This is a genomic window from Chryseobacterium luteum, assembly GCF_000737785.1.
Taxonomy (GTDB): domain Bacteria; phylum Bacteroidota; class Bacteroidia; order Flavobacteriales; family Weeksellaceae; genus Chryseobacterium; species Chryseobacterium luteum.
This window is the reverse complement of the sequence record NZ_JPRO01000014.1, coordinates 212,531-232,809: the sequence shown is the minus strand read 5'-3', so window position 1 is coordinate 232,809 and position 20,279 is coordinate 212,531. Positions and strand designations below refer to the sequence as shown.

The following is a 20,279-nucleotide window of genomic DNA, read 5'->3' as shown; positions in this document are numbered from 1 at the left end:
TAAAATTCAAAAAACGAAGGGATATGAGAAATTACTTAATTGAAGATCTGCCACATTATTTTGAAGAGTACAAAAAGTCTATCAAAAATCCTAAAAAATTCTGGGACAAGATAGCTGATCAGAATTTTGTCTGGTACCAGAGATGGAGCAAGGTGGTTAAGTATGATATGAACGAAGCCAAAATCACATGGTTTAAGAATGCCAAATTAAATATCACCAAAAACTGTATTGACAGACATCTTGCAGTAAGGGGAGAAAAAACTGCGATCATCTGGGAACCCAATGACCCGAAAGAAGAAGCACAGCATATTTCTTACACTGAACTTTACAACCGCGTTAATAAAACAGCCAACGTTCTGCGCGAAATGGGAATTGAAAAAGGCGACAGAGTCTGCATCTACCTTCCGATGATTCCTGAACTGGCCATTACCATGCTGGCCTGCGCCAAACTGGGAGCTGTACATTCCGTTATTTTTGCAGGATTTTCCGCTTCTGCCGTGGCTTCAAGAGTGAATGACTGTAATGCGAAGATGATCATTACGTCAGATGGCAGCTACAGAGGAAACAAAGTACTGGATCTGAAAAGCATTGTAGACGAAGCGCTGGAAAAAACACCAAGCGTGGAATCCGTTCTGGTTGTGAAAAGAACAAACAACGAGATCAGAATGAAAGAAGGCAGAGACCACTGGCTGGCTGACCTTTACGAAAAAGCCTCCGCTGATTTCGTGACTGTGATCATGGATGCCGAAGACCCTCTTTTCATCCTTTACACTTCCGGTTCTACGGGAAAACCTAAAGGAATGCTTCACACTTCCGCAGGTTACATGGTGTACACAGCCTACACATTTAAAAATGTATTTAATTATAAGGAGAACGACATTTACTGGTGTACAGCCGATATAGGATGGATCACGGGGCATTCGTACATTTTATACGGACCGCTGCTGAACGGGGCAACCACTGTCATTTTTGAAGGTGTACCTACGTATCCTGAACCGGACCGTTTCTGGGAAGTCATCGAAAAACATAAGATCACCCAATTCTACACCGCTCCTACCGCCATCCGTTCATTAGCCAAAGAAAGCTCGGAATGGGTAGATAAGCATGATCTCAGCACGCTGAAAGTAATCGGTTCCGTGGGAGAACCTATCAATGAAGAAGCATGGCACTGGTTCAACGATCATGTCGGCAAGAAAAAATGCCCGGTTGTTGATACCTGGTGGCAGACGGAAACAGGAGGAATCATGATCTCTCCCCTTCCTTTCGTTACCCCTACCAAACCTACCTACGCTACACTTCCCCTTCCGGGAATCCAGCCTGTACTGATGGATGATAAACGCAATGAAATTACAGGAAACCAGGTGACGGGAAATCTCTGCATCCGTTTTCCATGGCCGGGAATCGCAAGAACGATCTGGGGAGACCACCAACGGTATAAGGAAACCTATTTCAGTGCTTTTCCGGGAAAATATTTCACCGGTGACGGCGCACTGAGAGATGAAGTCGGATATTACAGAATTACAGGCCGTGTAGACGATGTGATCATTGTTTCAGGGCACAATTTAGGAACAGCACCCATCGAAGACAGCATCAATGAACACCCTGCCGTTGCAGAATCTGCTATTGTGGGCTACCCTCATGATATTAAAGGAAATGCCTTATACGGTTTCGTGATCTTAAAGGAAACCGGGGAAGGCCGTGACAAGGAAAACCTTAAAAAAGAGATCAATCAGCTGATCTCAGACCAGATAGGACCTATTGCGAAACTTGATAAGATCCAGTTTGTTTCCGGGCTTCCTAAAACACGTTCCGGAAAAATTATGCGTAGGATCCTGAGAAAAATTGCGGAAGGCGACTTCAGCAATTTCGGAGATATTTCTACCTTACTGAATCCTGAAATTGTGGAGGAAATTAAAAATGAAAGGATTTAGAATTCAAAATAATATTTAATGGAAACGGGCTTCGGTCCGTTTTTTTTACCTGTAACAATAGAAAAGTATAATCATTTTCATATTTCCCATATTTTATGAGATCCTTTTTTAATGGTTAAAATATAAAATCTTCATTTTTTTAATGCACAATCTATCACCAAAAAACTTTGTGCTTTTTGCAGTTTATCAAAGTTTTTATCTTCTCAGATTTCATGTTTATATCATTATTAAACTTAAACAGGTGTTCAATAGATATTTTCAAACATTTTAACATTATATTATAGACAAATCATTAAAAAGTTAAATTCATTGAATTTATATTAAAAATATTGGAAAATATTTATTATCTTTAAATACAATTTAAAAACTATTGCTATGTCAAATATATTAGCTGGATTATTTGCACATCACAGCGATTACAAAAAGCTTGAAGCCGATCTGGAAAATTCAGGATTGGAAGATTCAGATTATATAGTATACCTTAATAACGGCTCTGATACCTCTCAATACCTGGCGAGTGTTGCGGTAAAAGATAATAACCAAACTGATGGCGTCCGGAATATTTTCAGCCAAAACTCAGTACTGAAGACTTACCTGTTAGAGAATATGGGTATTGGAGAGGCCAATTATGATAACATCAAAAGATTTATCAATGCCAGAAACAGAGCCGAAATCCATAACAGCCCCGATGTGAAAATAAAGTCATCGAGCAGCGGTATGGATTCAGAAGTGAAATTCTGACAAAACATAAAACCTAATAACCGGAAATCCGCAGAGCAGTCTGCGGATTTTTTATGGCTGAAAAGTTTAAAAAATTTCGTATTTTCGTTTAAATATAGGCATTAGCACAAATGAGTTACGATTTAGAACAGGAAAACAAAGAGATCCTTGCCCGGTATAAGGATCTGATTTCAAATACATACAGGACTCTGGACGAGGAAAATAACAAACTCATCCGGAAGGCATTCGATATCGCATTGGATGCCCATAAGGATCAAAGGAGGAAATCCGGTGAACCTTATATCTACCACCCGATCGCCGTTGCCAAAATAGTAGCAACAGAAATCGGTCTGGGTGCTACTTCTATTGCCTGCGCCCTGCTGCATGATGTGATAGAGGATTCCGACTATACCTATGAAGATCTGAAAAAAATCTTTGGAGAAAAGATCGCCAATATTGTGAACGGGCTCACCAAGATCTCCATTATGAATCACCAGAATATTTCCGTACAGTCTGAAAATTACAGGAAACTGTTACTCACGCTGTCTGAAGATTTCAGGGTCATTCTGATCAAAATTGCCGACCGTCTTCACAATATGCGAACCCTGGAAAGCATGGCTCCGGACAAACAGAAAAAGATTGCCTCGGAAACTGTATATATTTACGCCCCTATGGCCCACCGTCTTGGACTGTACAACATCAAATCTGAGCTTGAAGATCTTTCATTAAAATACAACAATCCGGAGGTCTATAATGAGATCACTGAAAAACTGGAGCTGGCAAAAGAAAGCCGTGAAAGATATATTGAGGAATTTAAAACGGAAGCCTCGGAAAAACTGAAAGAAGAAGGCCTGAACTTTACGATCAAAGGCCGTGCGAAAGCTATTTCCTCCATTTACAGGAAGATGCTGAAACAGGGTGTTTCTTTTGAAGAGGTCTTCGACAATTATGCGATCAGGATCATTTATAAATCGGACGCCAAAAACGAAAAATTCCTGGCCTGGAAAATTTACTCTATCGTAACGGATGTTTATCACAGTAACCCTTCAAGAATGAGGGACTGGATCACACAGCCCCGTTCTACAGGGTACGAGAGCCTACACTTAACGGTTCTGGGACCGGATAAAAAATGGATTGAAGTACAGATCCGCTCGGAAAGAATGGATGAGATCGCCGAAAAAGGGGTCGCCGCTCATTACAAGTATAAAGAAGGTTACAAACAAAGCTCCGATGACCGGAATTTTGAAAGATGGGTTACTGAAATCCGTGATATTCTTGAGCAACAGCAGAACCTTTCGACCTCTGAACTTTTAGATAATATCAAGCTTAATTTATATTCCAAGGAAGTATTTGTCTTTACTCCAAAAGGGGAAATCAAGATCCTTCCAACAAATGCTACAGCTTTGGATTTCGCTTTTGCGGTTCACTCTGACCTGGGAATGAAATGTCTTGGGGCAAAGATCAACGGAAAACTGGTTCCTATTTCTTACGTTCTTCAGAATGGCGATCAGGTAGATATTTTATCTTCACAGAATCAGAAGCCTAAATCTGACTGGCTGGAATTTGTAGTGACATCCAAGGCAAAATCCAAGATCAAAAGCTACCTGAATTCCCAGAAAAACCAGCTGGTGGAAGATGGAAAAGAAATTCTTCAGAGAAAACTGCGCCATGCGAAGATCAACTTTAATGATGAGGAGATCAACAAGCTTCAGAAATTTTTCAATCTGAAATCTTCTCAGGAACTGTTCCTTAAATTCCAAAGCAATGAACTGGATGCAAGCAGCCTGAGAAAATATCTTGAAAGCAAAAATGTGTTTAACAACCTGCTATCAAGGTTCAGAAAATCTCCGCCGAAAAATGTTCATTTTGATGAGCCTAAAGAGCAGAATCTGGATATGATCGTTTTCGGAAAAGATGAAGAAAAGCTGAATTACAGCTATGCGAAATGCTGCACGGTAATTCCCGGCGATAAAATTTTCGGGTTTATTACAATTTCTGACGGTATTAAAGTGCACAGCGACAACTGCCCGAATGCCATCAACCTGAGGGCACAGTACGATTACCGTGTGATCCCTGCCAAATGGGTGAATGCGGAAAGCTTTAAAAACAGGGTTAAGATCGAAATCGAAGGTCTTGACAGGATGGGAATGATCAACGATATTACCACCGTGATCAGCGGAAGCATGGGAATGGATATGAAAAGCATGTCGATAGAATCCAATAACGGTGTTTTCACCGGCAATATTAATCTTGAAGTTAAAAATAAAGGTCAGCTTGAAGAAACATTTAAAAAACTTAAAAATATCGACGGGGTTTCAAGAGTGAGACGATTACAGTCATAAAAATGAATTTATCTTTATATTTTAAAAAATTTTTCAGCAGCAATCAGGCATCGGGAATTATACTTATTTTCTGCGTGCTGGCTTCATTATTACTTGCCAATTCTTCCGCAGGTGAAGGATTTCAGCGTTTTTTAGACCAGGAAGTGGGAACTTCTGTTTTTCACCTTACTTATCCTGTGAGCATCTGGATCAATGACGGGCTGATGGCTGTTTTTTTCCTGCTGGTAGGACTTGAGATCAAACGGGAAATGGTAGAAGGCGAACTGTCTTCTTTTAAAAATGCCTCACTTCCCATATTTGCGGCTATTGGCGGAATGCTGGTTCCCGCAGTGATCTACACCATTTTCAATTACGGAACGGAATACGGCAGCGGCTGGGGAATTCCTATGGCTACGGATATTGCTTTTTCACTGGCTATTATTTCCATGCTGGGAAAAAAGATCCCCAACTCGATTAAAATATTCCTGGCGGCACTGGCTATTGTGGATGATCTGGGTGCCATCCTGGTGATCGCTATTTTCTATACTGAACAAATTCACTGGACGTATCTCCTGCTCTCGTTTGGAACAGCAGCACTGTTGTTTCTTTTAAACTTTTTTAAGGTTACCCGCCTTGTTTTTTATATTATTCCGGGATTATTTTTATGGTATTTCCTGCATCATTCCGGGATTCATGCCACGATAGCCGGAGTTCTGCTTGCCTTTTCTATTCCCACGAATGTGTCTGATGTAGAAATTTCACCCTTAGAAAAACTGGAGCATAAGCTTCATTTTCCGGTAAGTTTTCTGATCATGCCGATATTTGCTTTGACGAATACCAACATTGCTTTTACCAGTGAAATGGTAGCGGGAGTGACCAGTACATTAGGTTTGGGAATTATCTGCGGGCTGGTATTGGGGAAACTGATTGGGATCAACCTATTTTCTTTTATTGCCATTCAATTAAAGCTCAGTTCCCTTCCTCAAAACAGTACATGGCCACAAATGGCGGGAGTCGGTTTACTGGCGGGAATAGGATTCACCATGTCAATTTTTATTGCACTGCTTTCTTTTAAGGATGATATTTATATTCAGGATGAAGCTAAATTTGCGATTCTTATTGCTTCTTTCCTGGCGGCAGTTTTAGGATTTATCATATTAAGTATGAGTTCCAAAAAAGATATGAACGCTGAAGAAAATTAATCTTTTTTTCTTTCTTCCAGTTTCCTTTTGTGCTCTTCATCGCTTTCCAGATTAGGTTCTGTAACCTTTCCCTGATAATGAACCGCTTCTCTTTTGATTTCATCAGACAGCAGCTTTTCGATTCTCAGTTTCCTGAGGGCCATATTGAGCTCGTTTCCGAACAGAAGAAGATAGACATTGACATTGACCCAAACCATCAGCAGAATCATACTTCCGATGGATCCGTAAAGAACGTTATATCTGGCAATATCTTTCACATAAATTGCGAAGATAAAAGTAGTGACAACAAACAGAACCGTTGTTAAAATAGCTCCGGGTACCGCCTGCCTGAACCGGGCAATCCTTACCGTTCCCAACCAGTAAAAAAGAGTAAGAAGAATGAAATAAAAGACCGGAAAAGACACAAATCCTATAATCTTGGAAAGGTTTTTTACAAGCCAGGAAATATCATACGCCGGCGTAAAAAGCTTCATTACAACTTCTACATAATACACTCCGAAAAGTGCCAGAAAGACAATAGTAATGAACCCTATTGTTATAAAAAAGGAAAGAATGAATTCTTTTACATCGGTGAGCTTTTCATCTGAATTTTCATTGAATCCATTGATCAGCGAAAAGGTTCCATTGGTAGCAAAAACCAATGCCAGCACGATGGTCAGGTTACTGATTCCTTTCATATTCGGGATGATATTGGTCTCAATATACCCTCTTACATCGCCTTCCATATTAGAAGGGAAAACATTGTGCATCAAAACTTCAAAAATATAAAACTGAAGCTTGTCATAATGCGGCATGTACGGCAAAACGGAAAGCAGAAAGAGCAGAAAGGGAAACAGGCTGATGGTAAAGCTCCAGGAAATAGCCGCCGCCTTTCTTCCGATTTTCCCTTTGAAAATCCCGGAAATATAGATCTGAAACATCTGCCAGAGCGATATTCCCAAAACAGGAATATGGATACCTTCAAAAAACTCCTGAATCTTCAGGATAAATTTAGGAACTTTTATACTCATCTATTTGGTGCATTTTTCTTAATAAACAACTCAACTGCTGCCTTAAATGGAGAAATATCTGCTGCTTTTAATAAGTTTCTGTACAAATATAAACATTTTCCTTTTCTGTATCCCAATACTCCATTGAGGGGTAAATAGCAACTCTCTAACAGTTCAACTCTTGTGTATAGATGAATAAACGTAAAAAGACAATAAATAAATGAATTTTAACATTAAAATGACTTAAACATTAAAAATATACAAAATGAAACAGGGTTTCTATTTTAACATTTTTCAGCCCGGCTTTCATTGGTCTGCTTATTTTCCAGCACAAAAAGTGATATCTTTGCCTTTTGAAATTTCTATACATGCGAATCAGCTTACTTTGTATCGGTAAAACAGATGATAAGGAGATCACATCCCTGATCAGTTATTATCTCACCCGTCTTCCCAAGCACTGGAACTTTGAAATCACTGAAATTCCTGATATAAAAAACGCCAAAAACCTTTCTCCGGAACTTCTGAAAAAGGAAGAATCCAAGATGTTTTCCAATCACATTGACAAAACTGATCTGGTTATTATCCTCGACGAAAAAGGGAAACAGTTTACCAGCCGTGAATTTGCTCAGAAAATTGATACATGGATGAATTCGTCAGTTAAAAAAGTTCATATCCTGATTGGAGGTGCTTACGGTTTTTCAGAGGAGGTTTACAATAGGGCCAACGAAAAAATGTCACTCTCAAAAATGACATTTACACATCAGATGATCCGTCTATTCATCGTGGAGCAGCTTTACCGTGCCGATCAGATCTTACAGGGAAAGCCGTACCATAATGATTAGAAATTTTGAAAATAAACCTCTTATTCTGCTAACCTTTCAGGATGATCTGTCTTTTTGCTTCACCTACTACAAAAGCAACGGAATTGGCAATATTAAAACTTCGTATCAGTTTTGACATGGGAATCGTCAGATGATTTTTGAACCTATCCAAGACTTCTTTACTCAGGCCAACACTTTCCTTACCGAAAACCAGCCAGTCACCATCCTGGAAATCGGTTTCCAGATATGATTTTTCAGCATGTGAACTCATTAAAAAAACGCGGGAAGTATCTGGAATATTTTTCATCCACTCTTCAACATTTGCATATTCGGTAACGTCAAGGTGTACCCAGTAATCTAAACCTGATCTTTTCAGATTTTTATCATTGATTACAAATCCGAACGGATGAACCAGGTGCAGCTTACTTTCAGTACCCACACATAACCGTCCGATATTGCCTGTATTATTGGGTATTTCGGGTTCTATAAGAACAATGTTTAACATTTATTTTTTTATTGATTGAAAAGTCAAAATTAAGAAAAGCTTTATCATCATAGAGTGTTTGTGTGATAAAAAATTAGTTTCGGGGCCGGCATTTCATGCCGGCCCCGAAACTAATAATATAAAAGATTTATTTTTTTGCACATTTAGCATAATAATCTGCCAGAATAGCTTTTTCATAGCCTAAACCTACTGCTTTATCCAGATTTTCACAGGCTTCTTTAGGCTTTGCGGTATCGAACAGCACCAATGCTTTGGTTACATAAGAATGAGAAAATTTAGGATCAATTGAAATAGCTTTATTAACGTCTGCAAGAGCTTCCTTAGACTTTTTCATTTTGAAATAGACATCTGCTCTTCCGTTATAGAGAAGGGATTCCGGTTTTTCGGAGATCAGCTGGTTGTAATCTTTCAAGGCTCCTTCCAGATCGCCGCTATTTTTTTTGAGATTAGCCAATCCTGTTTTTGCAAAAATATTATCCGGTGCAAAGGTCAGGATTTGTTTGAGATCATTCAGGGCAAGGTCTTTTTTCCCCTGGCTGTCGTAAATTTTGGAACGGGTAAGGTAAAATTCAGGATTTTCGGCATCAATCTTAAGGCCGGTGGAGATATATTCAAGGGCTTTTGTCTTATTTCCTTTCTGACTGTTCAGTGATGCAAGATTGGCATATACAGGAGCCGATAAAGGATTAGCTTTTAAAGCGGATTCATAGGATTTTAAAGCTAATGCAGGCTTCCCCAGCCGTCTTTGGGCCGTCCCCAGATTATTGTAGTATTCAGACTGAAATTTCTGGATCTGCTCTTTTTCTGCAAGTTTGGCGTATTGTTCTTCTGCACACTTGTAGTCGGCTTTTTTAAAGCATTCTTCGGCTTTATTTTTATCCTGTGCGTAAAGAAGACTTAATGATGAGCATAAAAATGCCGTCAATAGTGAAGATTTTTTCATGAAGTTATAGTTTGTTTGTTGATGACTTTTTTGGCGAGCACTCCAAATACCACTCCCAATAAAGATCCAACAAACGCCCCCACCAAAATATCTATCGGGAAATGCACTCCTAAATATATCCGGCTGTAAGAAACTACCACAGCCCATACAAATATAGCATATGGAAACCAATTGAGCTTCTTTTTTAATAAAATACTTAAATAAGCTGCAAGAAAGAAGGTATTGGAAGCATGGGCAGAATAGAACCCGTACTGTCCGCCGCACTTCACGATCCTCATATAATGTTCTATACTGGGATCATGGCAGGGCCTCAGCCTGGCCACACCATATTTGAAAACACTTGCCAGCTGATCGGAGACTGTAGCGCCAAGTGCAATGAATATAAGGATAAAAACTAAGGATTTTAGCTGATAGTTCTTGTATAAAAAGTAAAGGAATATAATATAAAGCGGGACCCAGATCCATGTACTGGAAATAAGCATCCAAAACTGGTCGAAGGAAGTGTCGCCCAAGTTATTAAGGTATAGAAAAACCTTTTTATCTTCCTGAATGATCTCCTCCATGAATTATCTGCTTACAGGCCCTTCGTAATTTTCGTCGTCGGCAGGCTTGAGTTTAAGAGGTTCATTAGTAACGGAAGGTTCAGTCACAATATCTTTCTGGATATCCTTCATGGGATTGAAGTCTTTTGCTGCATCTTTTACCTTCTCAATTTCGCGCTTGATCTCAGAAACCGGGTTGTCGGTTTCCTTCATGATCTCAGTTTTAATGTCTTCCACTGCTCCGCGCATCTTTCTAACGCCTGCTCCAAGGTCACGCGCTATCTGAGGAAGTTTATCCGGACCGAATAATACAACAATCGCCACCGCGATCAGTGCCATTTCTCCAATGCTTAATTCCATGGGGTAAAATTACGAAAGTTTATACATTTATTTACGGTAAACTAAAATTTTAAACAAATTTTAAGATTTTGGAGCGTTCCCGGGTTTGAGAGTACGGGAGTATTAGGGTTTGAGAGTTTGAGTGGGGAGAGTAAATGGGTTTGGAGTGTTGCTAGTTACTTGTTGTTGAGTTAATGATTTATCGTCTGATTCTGGTATCTATAATCCTAGCTAATAAGCATAAATATCCGGTTGCTGAAACTCTCGAAGCCACCACTACTAATGTCTGATATCAGATATCTGATATCAGATATCAGATATCAGATATCTAACGTCTGGCATCTTTACTCTTGACTCTTGGCTCTTGATTCTCCCCTCTCCTTAACCTCCCCTCAACTTTCAGTTCACAAATATTTAATTCAAACAAAAGAGATTTATGATTAATTTCACTATATTTAGTATACACAAAATCATTAAATATTGAACTATGAAAAAACTTGTTACTACTTTCAAGCTTTTTGCCGTGATATCGGTACTAACGCTTACTGCCTGTCAGGATGACAACAGTGAAATGATGCAGGAATCTTCTGTCTCTAAAGTATCAACTTCTGACCTGAAAAAGGAAATTACACCGGGATTAAAGACTGTTCCGGAAAATGTTCAGATCCAGATTAATGATTCGAAGAAAAATCTTGAGCAGTATCTAAAGAACGATTTACAGATCACCGGAATTACCGTTTTAGGAAAACTTTCAACTCAAAAAGGGATTGATATCGTACAGGATTTAATTTCTGACAGAGAACAGTTTACAGCAGAAGGAAATATTCTTGCTCCTGAAACTGTAAAAGTGGGAAAAATAGGAGTATTATTCTCCGGAGATCAATTGACAGAAACTCAAAAAGGACTTAGAGAGTCTGCTTCAGAGCAAATCAAAACCGGTACTGATCTTCTGGAAATTTCATGGAATTACAAAGGAGAGCAATTCACGTCTCTATGTTTTTACAATGAGTCAGGGATTATCTGGGATAACGTATTTGCGGGACTTGTAATGATGGATGCCAGAGGGAATTCAGAGACTTCTCCCAGCGATGCCCAGGCTAAAGTATCTTCAAAATGGTTTAAGGAATGGTGGACGGCCAAGTGGCTTTGGGGATCTAAAAGAGGCGAAATCGGTTATCAGATCACCATCTACTATTCCGGTTCTACGGTTTCTAATGTCGACGTAAGTGACTGGGGAAATATAAGCTTAGGCAAAGCTAAAAGCGAAAGTAAGGTGACCAAGAAAACAGGAGCCTACGGACAATGCAGATATGCACTTGGACTATGTACCCCAACAGGTTCTTTAAGCTTTAATTCGAGTAACTTCTCTGTATCGTTTTCAGGTTTGGGAAGCAATGTTGTAAGCAACGGAACAAAATCACTTTATCCGTAAAAACTCTGAACACATTATTATATTTTCAATAAAAGATGGGGAAGCTTTAATGGCTTCCCTATTTTATTAGTGTCCAATTTCACTCTTTATTCTTCTGTTAAATATCCATCCGTCCATTGATAATTTCCCGGCCCCCTCAAACAGTAAAGCTAAAGCAATTCCAATGGCCAGAATATCAAACTGGCAGCCCTCTCCTTTCTGAGTTCCGAACCAGTTCATAAAAAAACCGTTCTCAACATGAGCCGTCAGCATAATTCCTGTCATTAAGCCAATAAATGACAGTGCCCAAAATCTCGTCCCTAAGCCTAAGAGCAGCAGAAATGATCCCAAAAACTCCACCATTATTACTGTAAATGCAGCAATAAAAGGCAGATTCAGATCATGTGTAAAAACGTCCATTGTTTTGCTGAATCCCATTCCACCGAACAGCCCAAATGTTTTCTGTAGTCCGTGCGGAATAAAAACGATGCTTAATGTCCATCGGAGGAAAGTTCCGGTCCATGTTTCATTCGTTTTAAAAAATAAATGTTTCATAATAAAAGAATTAAATGATTGAATTTGTTTAAAATTTTTTGTTGGAAAATCGCAAAAGCGCAAAGTTTTATCGATGTTTTAAGGCACAGGAAAATCAAGGATTTTCAGCAAAAGCTCTATAATAAAAAATTAGAAATTTTATCGCACATAAAATCTTTGCGCCTTAAAACGTATTTTATAATATAATTTGCTTCTTTGCGATTGCCCAACTATATTAAAATATAAGTTTAAACAGGTTTATTGTATAAAATAACGATGCTTTATGTTTTTAGTTAAATAATCTGGCAGAAGCAAATAGTCCATAATTCTGCTTGCTTTCTTTGAAAGGTCCGTAACTGTCGAAATTGGCTCCTGCCCCAAAAGTGATGGACCTATAAGTTACCCCAAGTCTGAGCATCAGATAACTGCGGGCGTGTTCTCCATCTTCTGTGGTTTCAGAATACAGTCCCTGGATGCGGGAATATCCGGTCCATGTTTCACTGATCTTAGGTTTGTACTCCATCATAATAAAACCTTCGGCAATACTGCTTTTGGAAAAGCCTATCAATCTTGGATTGACCACCAATAAAAAATCATTAAAATTCAGGGAATACATAAATCCGGCAGTAGGTCGAAGGCCTGTGGTAGGGGTATAGTGAGAACCGCCCACCAAACGGATATTTTTGATGATCTCGAAGGTAAGATTGGCCTGTATCATGGCATCTTTGGAATGATCCTCCGACCATTTTGAAGAGATATTGGCCACACTGAAAAAACCCAGTTTTTCACTTCCTTCAAATGCTTTATTCACTGTCATCTGTGAAGCAAAGCCTTTATTTCCGGCCAAAGCTTCAAATATAACGGGTGGATTTGAGATCCGGGTATTGCTCTGGGAACAGAAGAGCATAGGAATTAAACCAACTGTCAGAAATAGTATTTTTTTCATGTTTGAATCTTCATCAATTATACCAGCAAAATTCTGAAATACAAGAGAATATGGTTAGAACAGACACATCTATTATCAGGACAAATCAATCCTCTTTCTGTAATCCGAAGGGCTCATGCCACTGTGCTTTCTGAAAAAGCGGGAAAAATAGGAAACATCATCTATACCCAACGCAAAAGCAATTTCAGAAACAGAAAGATGGGACAGTGAAAGAAGGGCCCTGGCCTCCATTAATAAGGATTCATTGATAATTTCTGAGGCAGTTTTGCCTGTAGCATTTTTTACGGATTTGTTCAGATGATTGGGCGAAACACTGAGCAGATCGGCATATTCCTTCACCGAATGAAGATTTTGGATCTGGCCGGTGATCAGCTTCCGGAAACGGAATACCAATGTTTCATTTACAGACAGGTTAGGACGTGGGAGCTTCTCTATAAAATGGCGGATCTCTCCCAATAAAGTAAAAAGATACAGCCGTACAAGATCTAAACTTTGATTTTGATAGTAAAGAATCTCCATCTGCTGAAGAATAAGAAAGATCCTCTCACGGTGTTCATCATCAGGAAACAGGGTCGGATTATAAATGATATCTGCATGGTTCAGTATATCCTGCAAATATTTCAGCCCGGGGCCTTCCGCAATGAATTCGTTGGAAAAATGACAGTAAAATCCTTCTACATCGGGAGTATTATGGATAAAGGTCCGGATCTTGTGGGGAGGGAGAAGCATGATCATTCCTTCCTGCACGTCATACAGGCTGGAGCATACCATTTTTTCTATACTCCCTTTCCTTATGAATATAAAATCATTAACCGTTTTCCTGTGCGGCTGGGAAGGAGTTCTTGCATCTTTAAGGGCCTGGAGCGGTTCTATAAAGAAATCATTCACTTCCTTTTTTGCTGCACTTCTTTCAGCCCAGTCTATATTGAGGATCGGGTTAAAGTCATCAGGTTTATATTGAGGAATACGGCTCATAAGATCTGTTTAATTTACAATAATTTCAATCTTTAAGTTCCCTCTGATTACAATTTTTCGATCAGTTTTTTATTTTTTTTCTGAAAAGCATAATAGGTCATCACGACACTTATCGCCATTAAAATAAACGCCAGGAAGAACGGTGCCCCCGAGAATTCAAACGGTGCTTCATCGTGCGTGAAGAAGTAAAACAGGTTGGTCATCAAGGGCGGTCCTATGATAGAAGTGGCACTCATTAAGCTGGTCAATGCTCCCTGAAGTTCTCCCTGCTCATTGGAAGGAACACTTTTAGTAATCACCGACTGCAGTGCCGGTCCGCAGATCCCTCCTAAGCAGTAAGGAACCAAAAACGCGAACATCATCCAGCCTTCTGTAGCAAAAGCGAATAACAGCATCCCCAATGCATACAGAGCCAATCCGTAATAAATACTTTTCTCTTCGCCAAGCTTTGGAGTTGTCCAGCGTATCAGAACACCCTGAACCAAACCTACCAAAAGCCCTACCACACCTAATGAAATTCCCACCATCCTTTCTGTCCAGCTAAATTTATACATGGTGAAAAAACTCCAGTTGCTCTGTACGGCATGACCTGCAATATAAATTAAAATAAGGGCAAAGATCAGTCCCGAAATTTCCGGATGCTTGCCTAAAAACTTAAATGAACCGATTGGATTGGCACGTTTCAAATCAAATTCTCTTCTTTTATCTTTATCTAAACTTTCAGGAAGAACAAAATACCCGTAAAGGAAATTTAAAAGGCATAAACCTGCTGCCGCATAGAACGGCACTCTGGCACCATAATGCCCCAGAATTCCTCCCAGTACAGGCCCGATAATAAATCCGAGACCGAATGCAGCCCCAATAAGACCAAAATTCTTAGCCCTGTCTTCATCCGTAGAAATATCAGCAATGTAGGCACTGGCCGTTGTTACACTGGCTCCTGTGATCCCTGCAATAACCCGTCCCAGGAAAAGCCACCAGATGGTTGGGGCAAGGGCAAGAAAAATATAATCTACCGCAAATCCAAAGAGGGAGATCAGGATAATAGGCCTCCTCCCGTATTTATCACTCAGATTCCCCACCACCGGAGAAAAAATAAACTGGGTAAATGCATAGGCAAAACCAAGCCACCCTCCATATTTTGCAGCCTCACTGATATCGGCATGGATAAGCTCCTCAATTAATTTGGGAACGACAGGAATAATGATTCCCCATCCGGTAATGTCAATCAGTAAAGTAATAAATATGAAGCCAATGGCCGCTTTTTTCCTTGAGTTTTCCATAATGTTGCAAAAATAATGAAATCTGAAATATAATGGTTCTAAATTGTGAGTTTTGGAGAAAGAGTCAGGATTTGGATAAAGGATATGATACAGCTTACTACTTTCAATTGTGAGTTTTGCTTCGCAAGGTAATGGTGAATTTTTAATGGTCGGGGAGAAAATTCCGAAATTTGATTCGATGATTTGTTGAGGATCTAATAATTTTAATTCATCTACTCTTTATCTGCTAGACCCTGTACAAAAAAAGGCCGCTTCTTTCGAAGCGGCCTTTACTTATTTATTGTAGTTGATATTACTTTGAAGCAAGCACTTCTTTGGTACTTGTTGTTCTACCGTGCACCTCTTCTTCTTTTCCTTTCTTAAGGAAATCATAAGCGATAGCCGATGCAATAAAGATGGATGAATAAGTACCGAATCCGATACCGATCAGCATGGCAAACATAAATCCTCTCAGGTTGTCTCCACCGAAGATGAAGATCGCCAGAATTACAAGGATCGTTGTGAATGAAGTGTTGAATGTTCTACCTAACGTACTGGAGATAGAGTCATCAAATAATCCTGCCAATGTTAAAGCCTTCTTCTCTCTTAAATACTCTCTGATTCTATCGAAAATAATAACAGTATCGTTAATTGAATAACCCAATACGGTAAGGATTGCTGCAACGAAATCCTGATTGATCTCCATATTGAACGGCATATACTTGTGAAGCAATGAATAAGCTCCCAGGATAATCACCGCATCATGGAACAATGCTGCAACAGCACCCAATGAGAATTGCCATTTTCTAAATCTTAACAGGATATAGATAAAGATACCTGCCAAAGCAGCCACTACGGCAAGAATACCGTGAGTTTTGATATCATCTGCTACCGTTGGTCCTACTTTTTCGGAAGAAATGATTCCTGCATGCTCTTTATCTGCAGATTTGAAATCATGCAATGTAGTATTAGCAGGTAAACTTCCTTTTAAGCCTTCGTATAATTTTTGTTCTACAGTCTGGTCAGCTTTTAAAGATTCATCTTCGATAAGGTAATCTGTAGAGATCTTTAGCTGCTTGTCATTTCCGAATGTTTTAGCCTCAACAGAAGAGTTCTTACCGTCTTCAGTTTTAAATACTTTTACTAAGTTATGTTCGATATCTTCAGCATTAACCGCTTTATCAAATCTTACCACATAGTTTCTACCACCTGTAAAGTCAATTCCGTATTTGAATCCGTGGATCGCAATAGATGCAATACAAACCACTGTTAAAACAGCAGAAACGATATAGGCATATTTTCTTTTCCCGATGAAATCAATCCACGTATTTCTGAATAGGTTTTTCGTTGGAGGTGTCCAGACAGAAAGGTGTTTTCCTTTGTTCAGTCTTGAGAAGATCATTACTCTTGAAAGCAATACGGAAGTAAAGAATGTCATTAAGATACCAATTCCTAAAGTCAAAGCAAATCCTTTAATAGGTCCTGTTCCGAATAAGAAAAGTACACCAGCCGTTAATAATGTCGTTAAGTGACCATCAACAATCGCGCTTAATGCATGTTTGAAACCGTCTTTATAAGCTTCCAGGATGCTCTTACCCGCAAACAATTCTTCTTTGGTTCTTTCGTAGATAATTACGTTCGTATCGACCGCCATGGCCATCGTAAGAACAATACCTGCGATACCGGGAAGCGTTAATGTAAAGTCTCCGGAATCCATGATTCCGAAAATATAGAATAAGTTGATGATCATTGCAATTACAGCGTACACTCCTGCACCACCGTAATAGAAAATGATATAAACAATAATAATCAGAAATGCGATAGCAAATGAAATAACCCCTGCATTAATAGACTCCTGACCTAATGAAGGTCCTACAACAGTAGCCTGAACCACTTTTGCACCTGCAGGTAATTTACCAGCTCCTAGAACGTCAACCAATTCTTTAGCTTCTTCCTGAGAGAAGTTACCAGAGATCTGAGTTCTACCGTTAGGAATTGCGCCTACAACGTTTGGCGCAGTATAAACTCTACCATCCAATGTTACAGCAACCGGTTTACCAACGTTTTTCTCAGTTAAAGTTTTCCATTCTTTAGCACCTTTAGAATCCATCTGCATGTCTACTACTACTCTGCTTAGCTCATCATAGCTAATACTTGCAGTTTCAACAGCACCGTCTACCGGAGCTTTTTGGCTAATGTTACCTCTGATTGCATACAATACTAAACTTTCAGCATCCGTAGCTTCAGGCTTGTAACCCCACATGAACTGAGTATATTTAATGTTGGCCGGACGTAATGACTGACCTACTTTGCTGCTCAAAATTTTATTGATGGCCGCAGTATCGGAAAGTTTTACGCTTGCAACACCGTTTGCTCTTAATTTGTCAAGGTTTAAAAGATTCATGAAGTTGGTATTCTTCGCAACTCCCATTGAATCTCCTTTTATAGCCACCATTGTAGCTAATGTCTGGAAATATGGAGCAATTTCAGGAACCTGCTGTACTTCCCAGAACTGAAGTTTTGCGGAAGTCTGAAGCATTTTCTTCACCTTGTCGATATCTTTCATACCAGGCATTTCAACAGAAATTCTTGCCGTTCCAGGTACTCTCTGAACGTTTGGCTGCACCGCACCCATTTTATCGATTCTGGTTCTGATCACCTCGAAAGCTGTTCCTACAGAAAGATCAATTCTTCTTTTGATAATACTTTTTACCTGATCATCAGAAGTGTTATACTTAATCTCTGATAAATTCGTATTTCCGAAAAGTTCAGGATCTGCAAGCTTAAGGTTCGTCCCTTTTGCTCTGTTGATCGCCTCAAACTGATCGAAGAAATTATCAATATAAGATTTTGTAGAATTCTTCTGAACTTCATCAGTCTTGTTTAAAGCCTCGATAAGAACAGGATTGGTAGAATAATTGGTTAAATCATTCACCAGGTCTCTTTGGTTAATTTCCAAAAGGACGTTGATCCCACCCTTCAAGTCAAGACCAAGTTTCATTTCCTTGTCTTTGGCTTTAGTGTAATAAAGTTTTGTGAATCCCAGGTTCAAAGTATCCTTAGAAAGTCTTGTGATTTCTTTCTGATACTTTTCCGGATTGTCTCCTGCAACAGCAGTCGCCTGCTTTTCAATTTTGCTGGCGTACCAAGTTGGTAATAGCTCATTTAAGCAAATTAACCCTAGTACAATAGCAACAATTGTAATAAGTCCTTTTCCTTGCATTTTGTTATAACTACATTAAATTAAGTCGGCAAATATAATGATTTTATTATTATTTTATGAATTTTTTAACAGCAGAAACGGTTTATTTTCAGATATATCGGAGTTTCAACTTCTATTTAAGATTTAATAATTTTTCTTTCTTATCGTAATGAAATTTTCAAATTCCGATTGGTATAAAATTTTCATTCACTTATCAATACACTAAATATCAAAATATTATGAAAAAATTATTTTTTACTTTAGGCATCTTTTCTTCTTTAATTGCTAATTCTCAAAGCATTAATTTAGTAGAATTTGCGTCCGGGCTCACCAGCCCCGTTGAAATTACGAACGCCAATGACACCCGTCTCTTCGTCGTACAGCAGAACGGAATCATTAAGATCATCCAGCCCAACGGAACGATCAACAGCTCTGATTTTATCAATATCAGCTCCAAAGTTCTTTACGGAGGAGAAAGAGGCCTTCTTGGCCTTGCATTTCATCCCCAGTATTCAACCAACGGATATTTCTTTGTGTATTACAACAATACCGCCGGAAACATCGTTGTAGCAAGATATTCCGTAAGCTCTGCCAACCCGGACATTGCGGATCCTGCTTCTGAAAAAATCCTTTTGAACATTCCTAAACCTTTTGACAACCACAACGGGGGAAGCATTCATTTTGCTCCTGACGGAAACCTCTGGATCGTTACAGGAGACGGCGGAAGCGGTGGAGATCCTAACAACAATGCCCAGAACAAGAATTCACTTTTAGGAAAAATGTTAAGAATAGACGTAAATGCTACCGGCCCTTATAATATTCCGGCGGGAAATCCTTTCATTGGAGTTGACGGAGCCGATGAGATCTGGGCATATGGCCTCAGAAATGCCTGGAAATTCTCGTTTGATACCACCACGGGAAATGCAATGATCGCCGATGTGGGACAGGGAGCCATTGAAGAAATCAACAGAATGCCTGTTACGCAAGCCGGGGTTAATTACGGATGGCGCTGTTATGAGGGCAACAATGCTTACAATACAGCCGGATGTGCTGCCATGGCCACGATGACATTCCCGATAGCTGTTTATGATCATTCGGGAGACAGATGCTCCATCACCGGCGGCTATGTTTACAGAGGAAGCCAATATCCGGCGCTTCAGGGAAAATATTTCTTCGCAGATTACTGTTCTGAGCAGATCGGAATTTTGAATCCGGATAATTCCATTGTCTGGAACCCGGCAAGTTCAGGTAATAATTTTTCCACATTCGGGCAGAATTCCCAGAAAGAACTGTTTGTGGCTGCCGTGAACAGCGGAAAGATATTTAAGATCACAACAGGAAGCCTGGCAACAGATGAAACTTCCAGCATGAGCCCTATCAGCATCCACCCCAATCCGGCTTCTGAAAAATTTTTCATTGAAGGACTTACAGATATGAACAGTACCGCCGATCTGATCAGTACGGAAGGAAAAATAGTTTTGGAGAAAGCAAAAATTGAAAATGACGGCAGTGTTGATATTACAGGAATTCCGCCGGGAGCTTATTACCTGATCATCAAATCGGGAGATGTGAAATCGTACAGCCAGAAACTTATCATCAAATAATATGGTTGAGTTCTACTTGATTTATATGGCAT

Annotated in this window: 17 protein-coding genes; 7 read left to right on the top strand and 10 right to left on the bottom strand. The window is 39.4% G+C overall.

Annotated features, from left to right (window positions below):
- Positions 1–23 precede the first annotated feature (23 nt).
- The 4 genes from acs to nhaA all read left to right on the top strand — a co-directional run bounded on the left by acs (position 24) and on the right by nhaA (position 6,174).
- Complete coding sequence (gene acs, locus IX38_RS15145; RefSeq protein WP_034706370.1) at positions 24–1,931, top strand: acetate--CoA ligase; 1,908 nt, start codon at positions 24–26, stop codon at positions 1,929–1,931.
- 375 nt (positions 1,932–2,306) lie between these two features.
- Positions 2,307–2,672 carry a hypothetical protein gene (locus tag IX38_RS15140; protein WP_034706369.1) on the top strand — a complete coding sequence of 122 codons (366 nt, stop codon included), beginning with the start codon at positions 2,307–2,309 and terminating at the stop codon, positions 2,670–2,672.
- A 110-nt stretch (positions 2,673–2,782) separates the two neighbouring features.
- Entirely contained in the window at positions 2,783–4,993 is a 2,211-nt protein-coding gene (locus tag IX38_RS15135; RefSeq protein WP_034706367.1) for a RelA/SpoT family protein, read from the top strand.
- A gap of 2 nt (positions 4,994–4,995) precedes the next feature.
- Entirely contained in the window at positions 4,996–6,174 is a 1,179-nt protein-coding gene (gene nhaA, locus IX38_RS15130; protein ID WP_034706365.1) for a Na+/H+ antiporter NhaA, read from the top strand.
- Here the strand turns inward: nhaA and IX38_RS15125 are convergent.
- A complete protein-coding gene (locus tag IX38_RS15125; protein WP_034706363.1) occupies positions 6,171–7,184 on the bottom strand; it encodes a YihY/virulence factor BrkB family protein in 1,014 nt (337 codons plus the stop codon). The genes nhaA and IX38_RS15125 overlap by 4 nt on opposite strands.
- 347 nt (positions 7,185–7,531) lie before the next feature.
- Here IX38_RS15125 and IX38_RS15120 point away from each other — a divergent pair, with 347 nt between their 5' ends.
- The gene (locus IX38_RS15120; protein WP_034706361.1) at positions 7,532–8,005 is read left to right on the top strand and encodes a 23S rRNA (pseudouridine(1915)-N(3))-methyltransferase RlmH; all 474 of its coding nucleotides are present in this window, start codon (positions 7,532–7,534) and stop codon (positions 8,003–8,005) included.
- A gap of 28 nt (positions 8,006–8,033) precedes the next feature.
- Here IX38_RS15120 and IX38_RS15115 read toward each other — a convergent pair whose 3' ends face one another.
- The 4 genes from IX38_RS15115 to IX38_RS15100 all read right to left on the bottom strand — a co-directional run bounded on the left by IX38_RS15115 (position 8,034) and on the right by IX38_RS15100 (position 10,334).
- Positions 8,034–8,489, bottom strand: coding sequence for a tRNA (cytidine(34)-2'-O)-methyltransferase (locus tag IX38_RS15115; RefSeq protein WP_034706360.1), 456 nt, complete (start codon positions 8,487–8,489; stop codon positions 8,034–8,036).
- A gap of 127 nt (positions 8,490–8,616) precedes the next feature.
- Positions 8,617–9,432 (bottom strand): tetratricopeptide repeat protein, encoded by an 816-nt coding sequence (locus tag IX38_RS15110; RefSeq protein ID WP_034706359.1) that lies wholly within the window; start codon positions 9,430–9,432, stop codon positions 8,617–8,619.
- Complete coding sequence (locus tag IX38_RS15105) at positions 9,429–9,995, bottom strand: phosphatase PAP2 family protein (protein WP_034706357.1); 567 nt, start codon at positions 9,993–9,995, stop codon at positions 9,429–9,431. The genes IX38_RS15110 and IX38_RS15105 overlap by 4 nt, the downstream gene beginning before the upstream one ends.
- A gap of 3 nt (positions 9,996–9,998) precedes the next feature.
- Positions 9,999–10,334, bottom strand: a complete 336-nt coding sequence (locus IX38_RS15100; RefSeq protein WP_034706355.1) for a Sec-independent protein translocase subunit TatA/TatB — start codon at positions 10,332–10,334, stop codon at positions 9,999–10,001.
- Between the two features lie 466 nt (positions 10,335–10,800).
- Here IX38_RS15100 and IX38_RS15095 point away from each other — a divergent pair, with 466 nt between their 5' ends.
- The gene (locus tag IX38_RS15095; protein WP_034706353.1) at positions 10,801–11,745 is read left to right on the top strand and encodes a hypothetical protein; all 945 of its coding nucleotides are present in this window, start codon (positions 10,801–10,803) and stop codon (positions 11,743–11,745) included.
- 66 nt (positions 11,746–11,811) lie between these two features.
- Here IX38_RS15095 and IX38_RS15090 read toward each other — a convergent pair whose 3' ends face one another.
- From IX38_RS15090 to IX38_RS15070, 5 genes are all read right to left on the bottom strand, one after another.
- Complete coding sequence (locus tag IX38_RS15090; RefSeq protein WP_034706351.1) at positions 11,812–12,279, bottom strand: DoxX family protein; 468 nt, start codon at positions 12,277–12,279, stop codon at positions 11,812–11,814.
- A gap of 268 nt (positions 12,280–12,547) precedes the next feature.
- Positions 12,548–13,204, bottom strand: a complete 657-nt coding sequence (locus IX38_RS15085; RefSeq protein ID WP_228377972.1) for a hypothetical protein — start codon at positions 13,202–13,204, stop codon at positions 12,548–12,550.
- A gap of 75 nt (positions 13,205–13,279) precedes the next feature.
- Positions 13,280–14,179 (bottom strand): helix-turn-helix domain-containing protein, encoded by a 900-nt coding sequence (locus IX38_RS15080; RefSeq protein WP_034706349.1) that lies wholly within the window; start codon positions 14,177–14,179, stop codon positions 13,280–13,282.
- A gap of 47 nt (positions 14,180–14,226) precedes the next feature.
- A complete protein-coding gene (locus IX38_RS15075) occupies positions 14,227–15,462 on the bottom strand; it encodes a TCR/Tet family MFS transporter (RefSeq protein WP_034706347.1) in 1,236 nt (411 codons plus the stop codon).
- Positions 15,463–15,754: 292 nt separating this feature from the next.
- Positions 15,755–18,664 (bottom strand): protein translocase subunit SecDF, encoded by a 2,910-nt coding sequence (locus IX38_RS15070; RefSeq protein ID WP_034706345.1) that lies wholly within the window; start codon positions 18,662–18,664, stop codon positions 15,755–15,757.
- A gap of 218 nt (positions 18,665–18,882) precedes the next feature.
- Between IX38_RS15070 and IX38_RS15065 the strand changes: the two genes are divergently transcribed.
- Positions 18,883–20,247 (top strand): PQQ-dependent sugar dehydrogenase, encoded by a 1,365-nt coding sequence (locus IX38_RS15065; RefSeq protein WP_034706343.1) that lies wholly within the window; start codon positions 18,883–18,885, stop codon positions 20,245–20,247.
- Positions 20,248–20,279 lie beyond the last annotated feature (32 nt).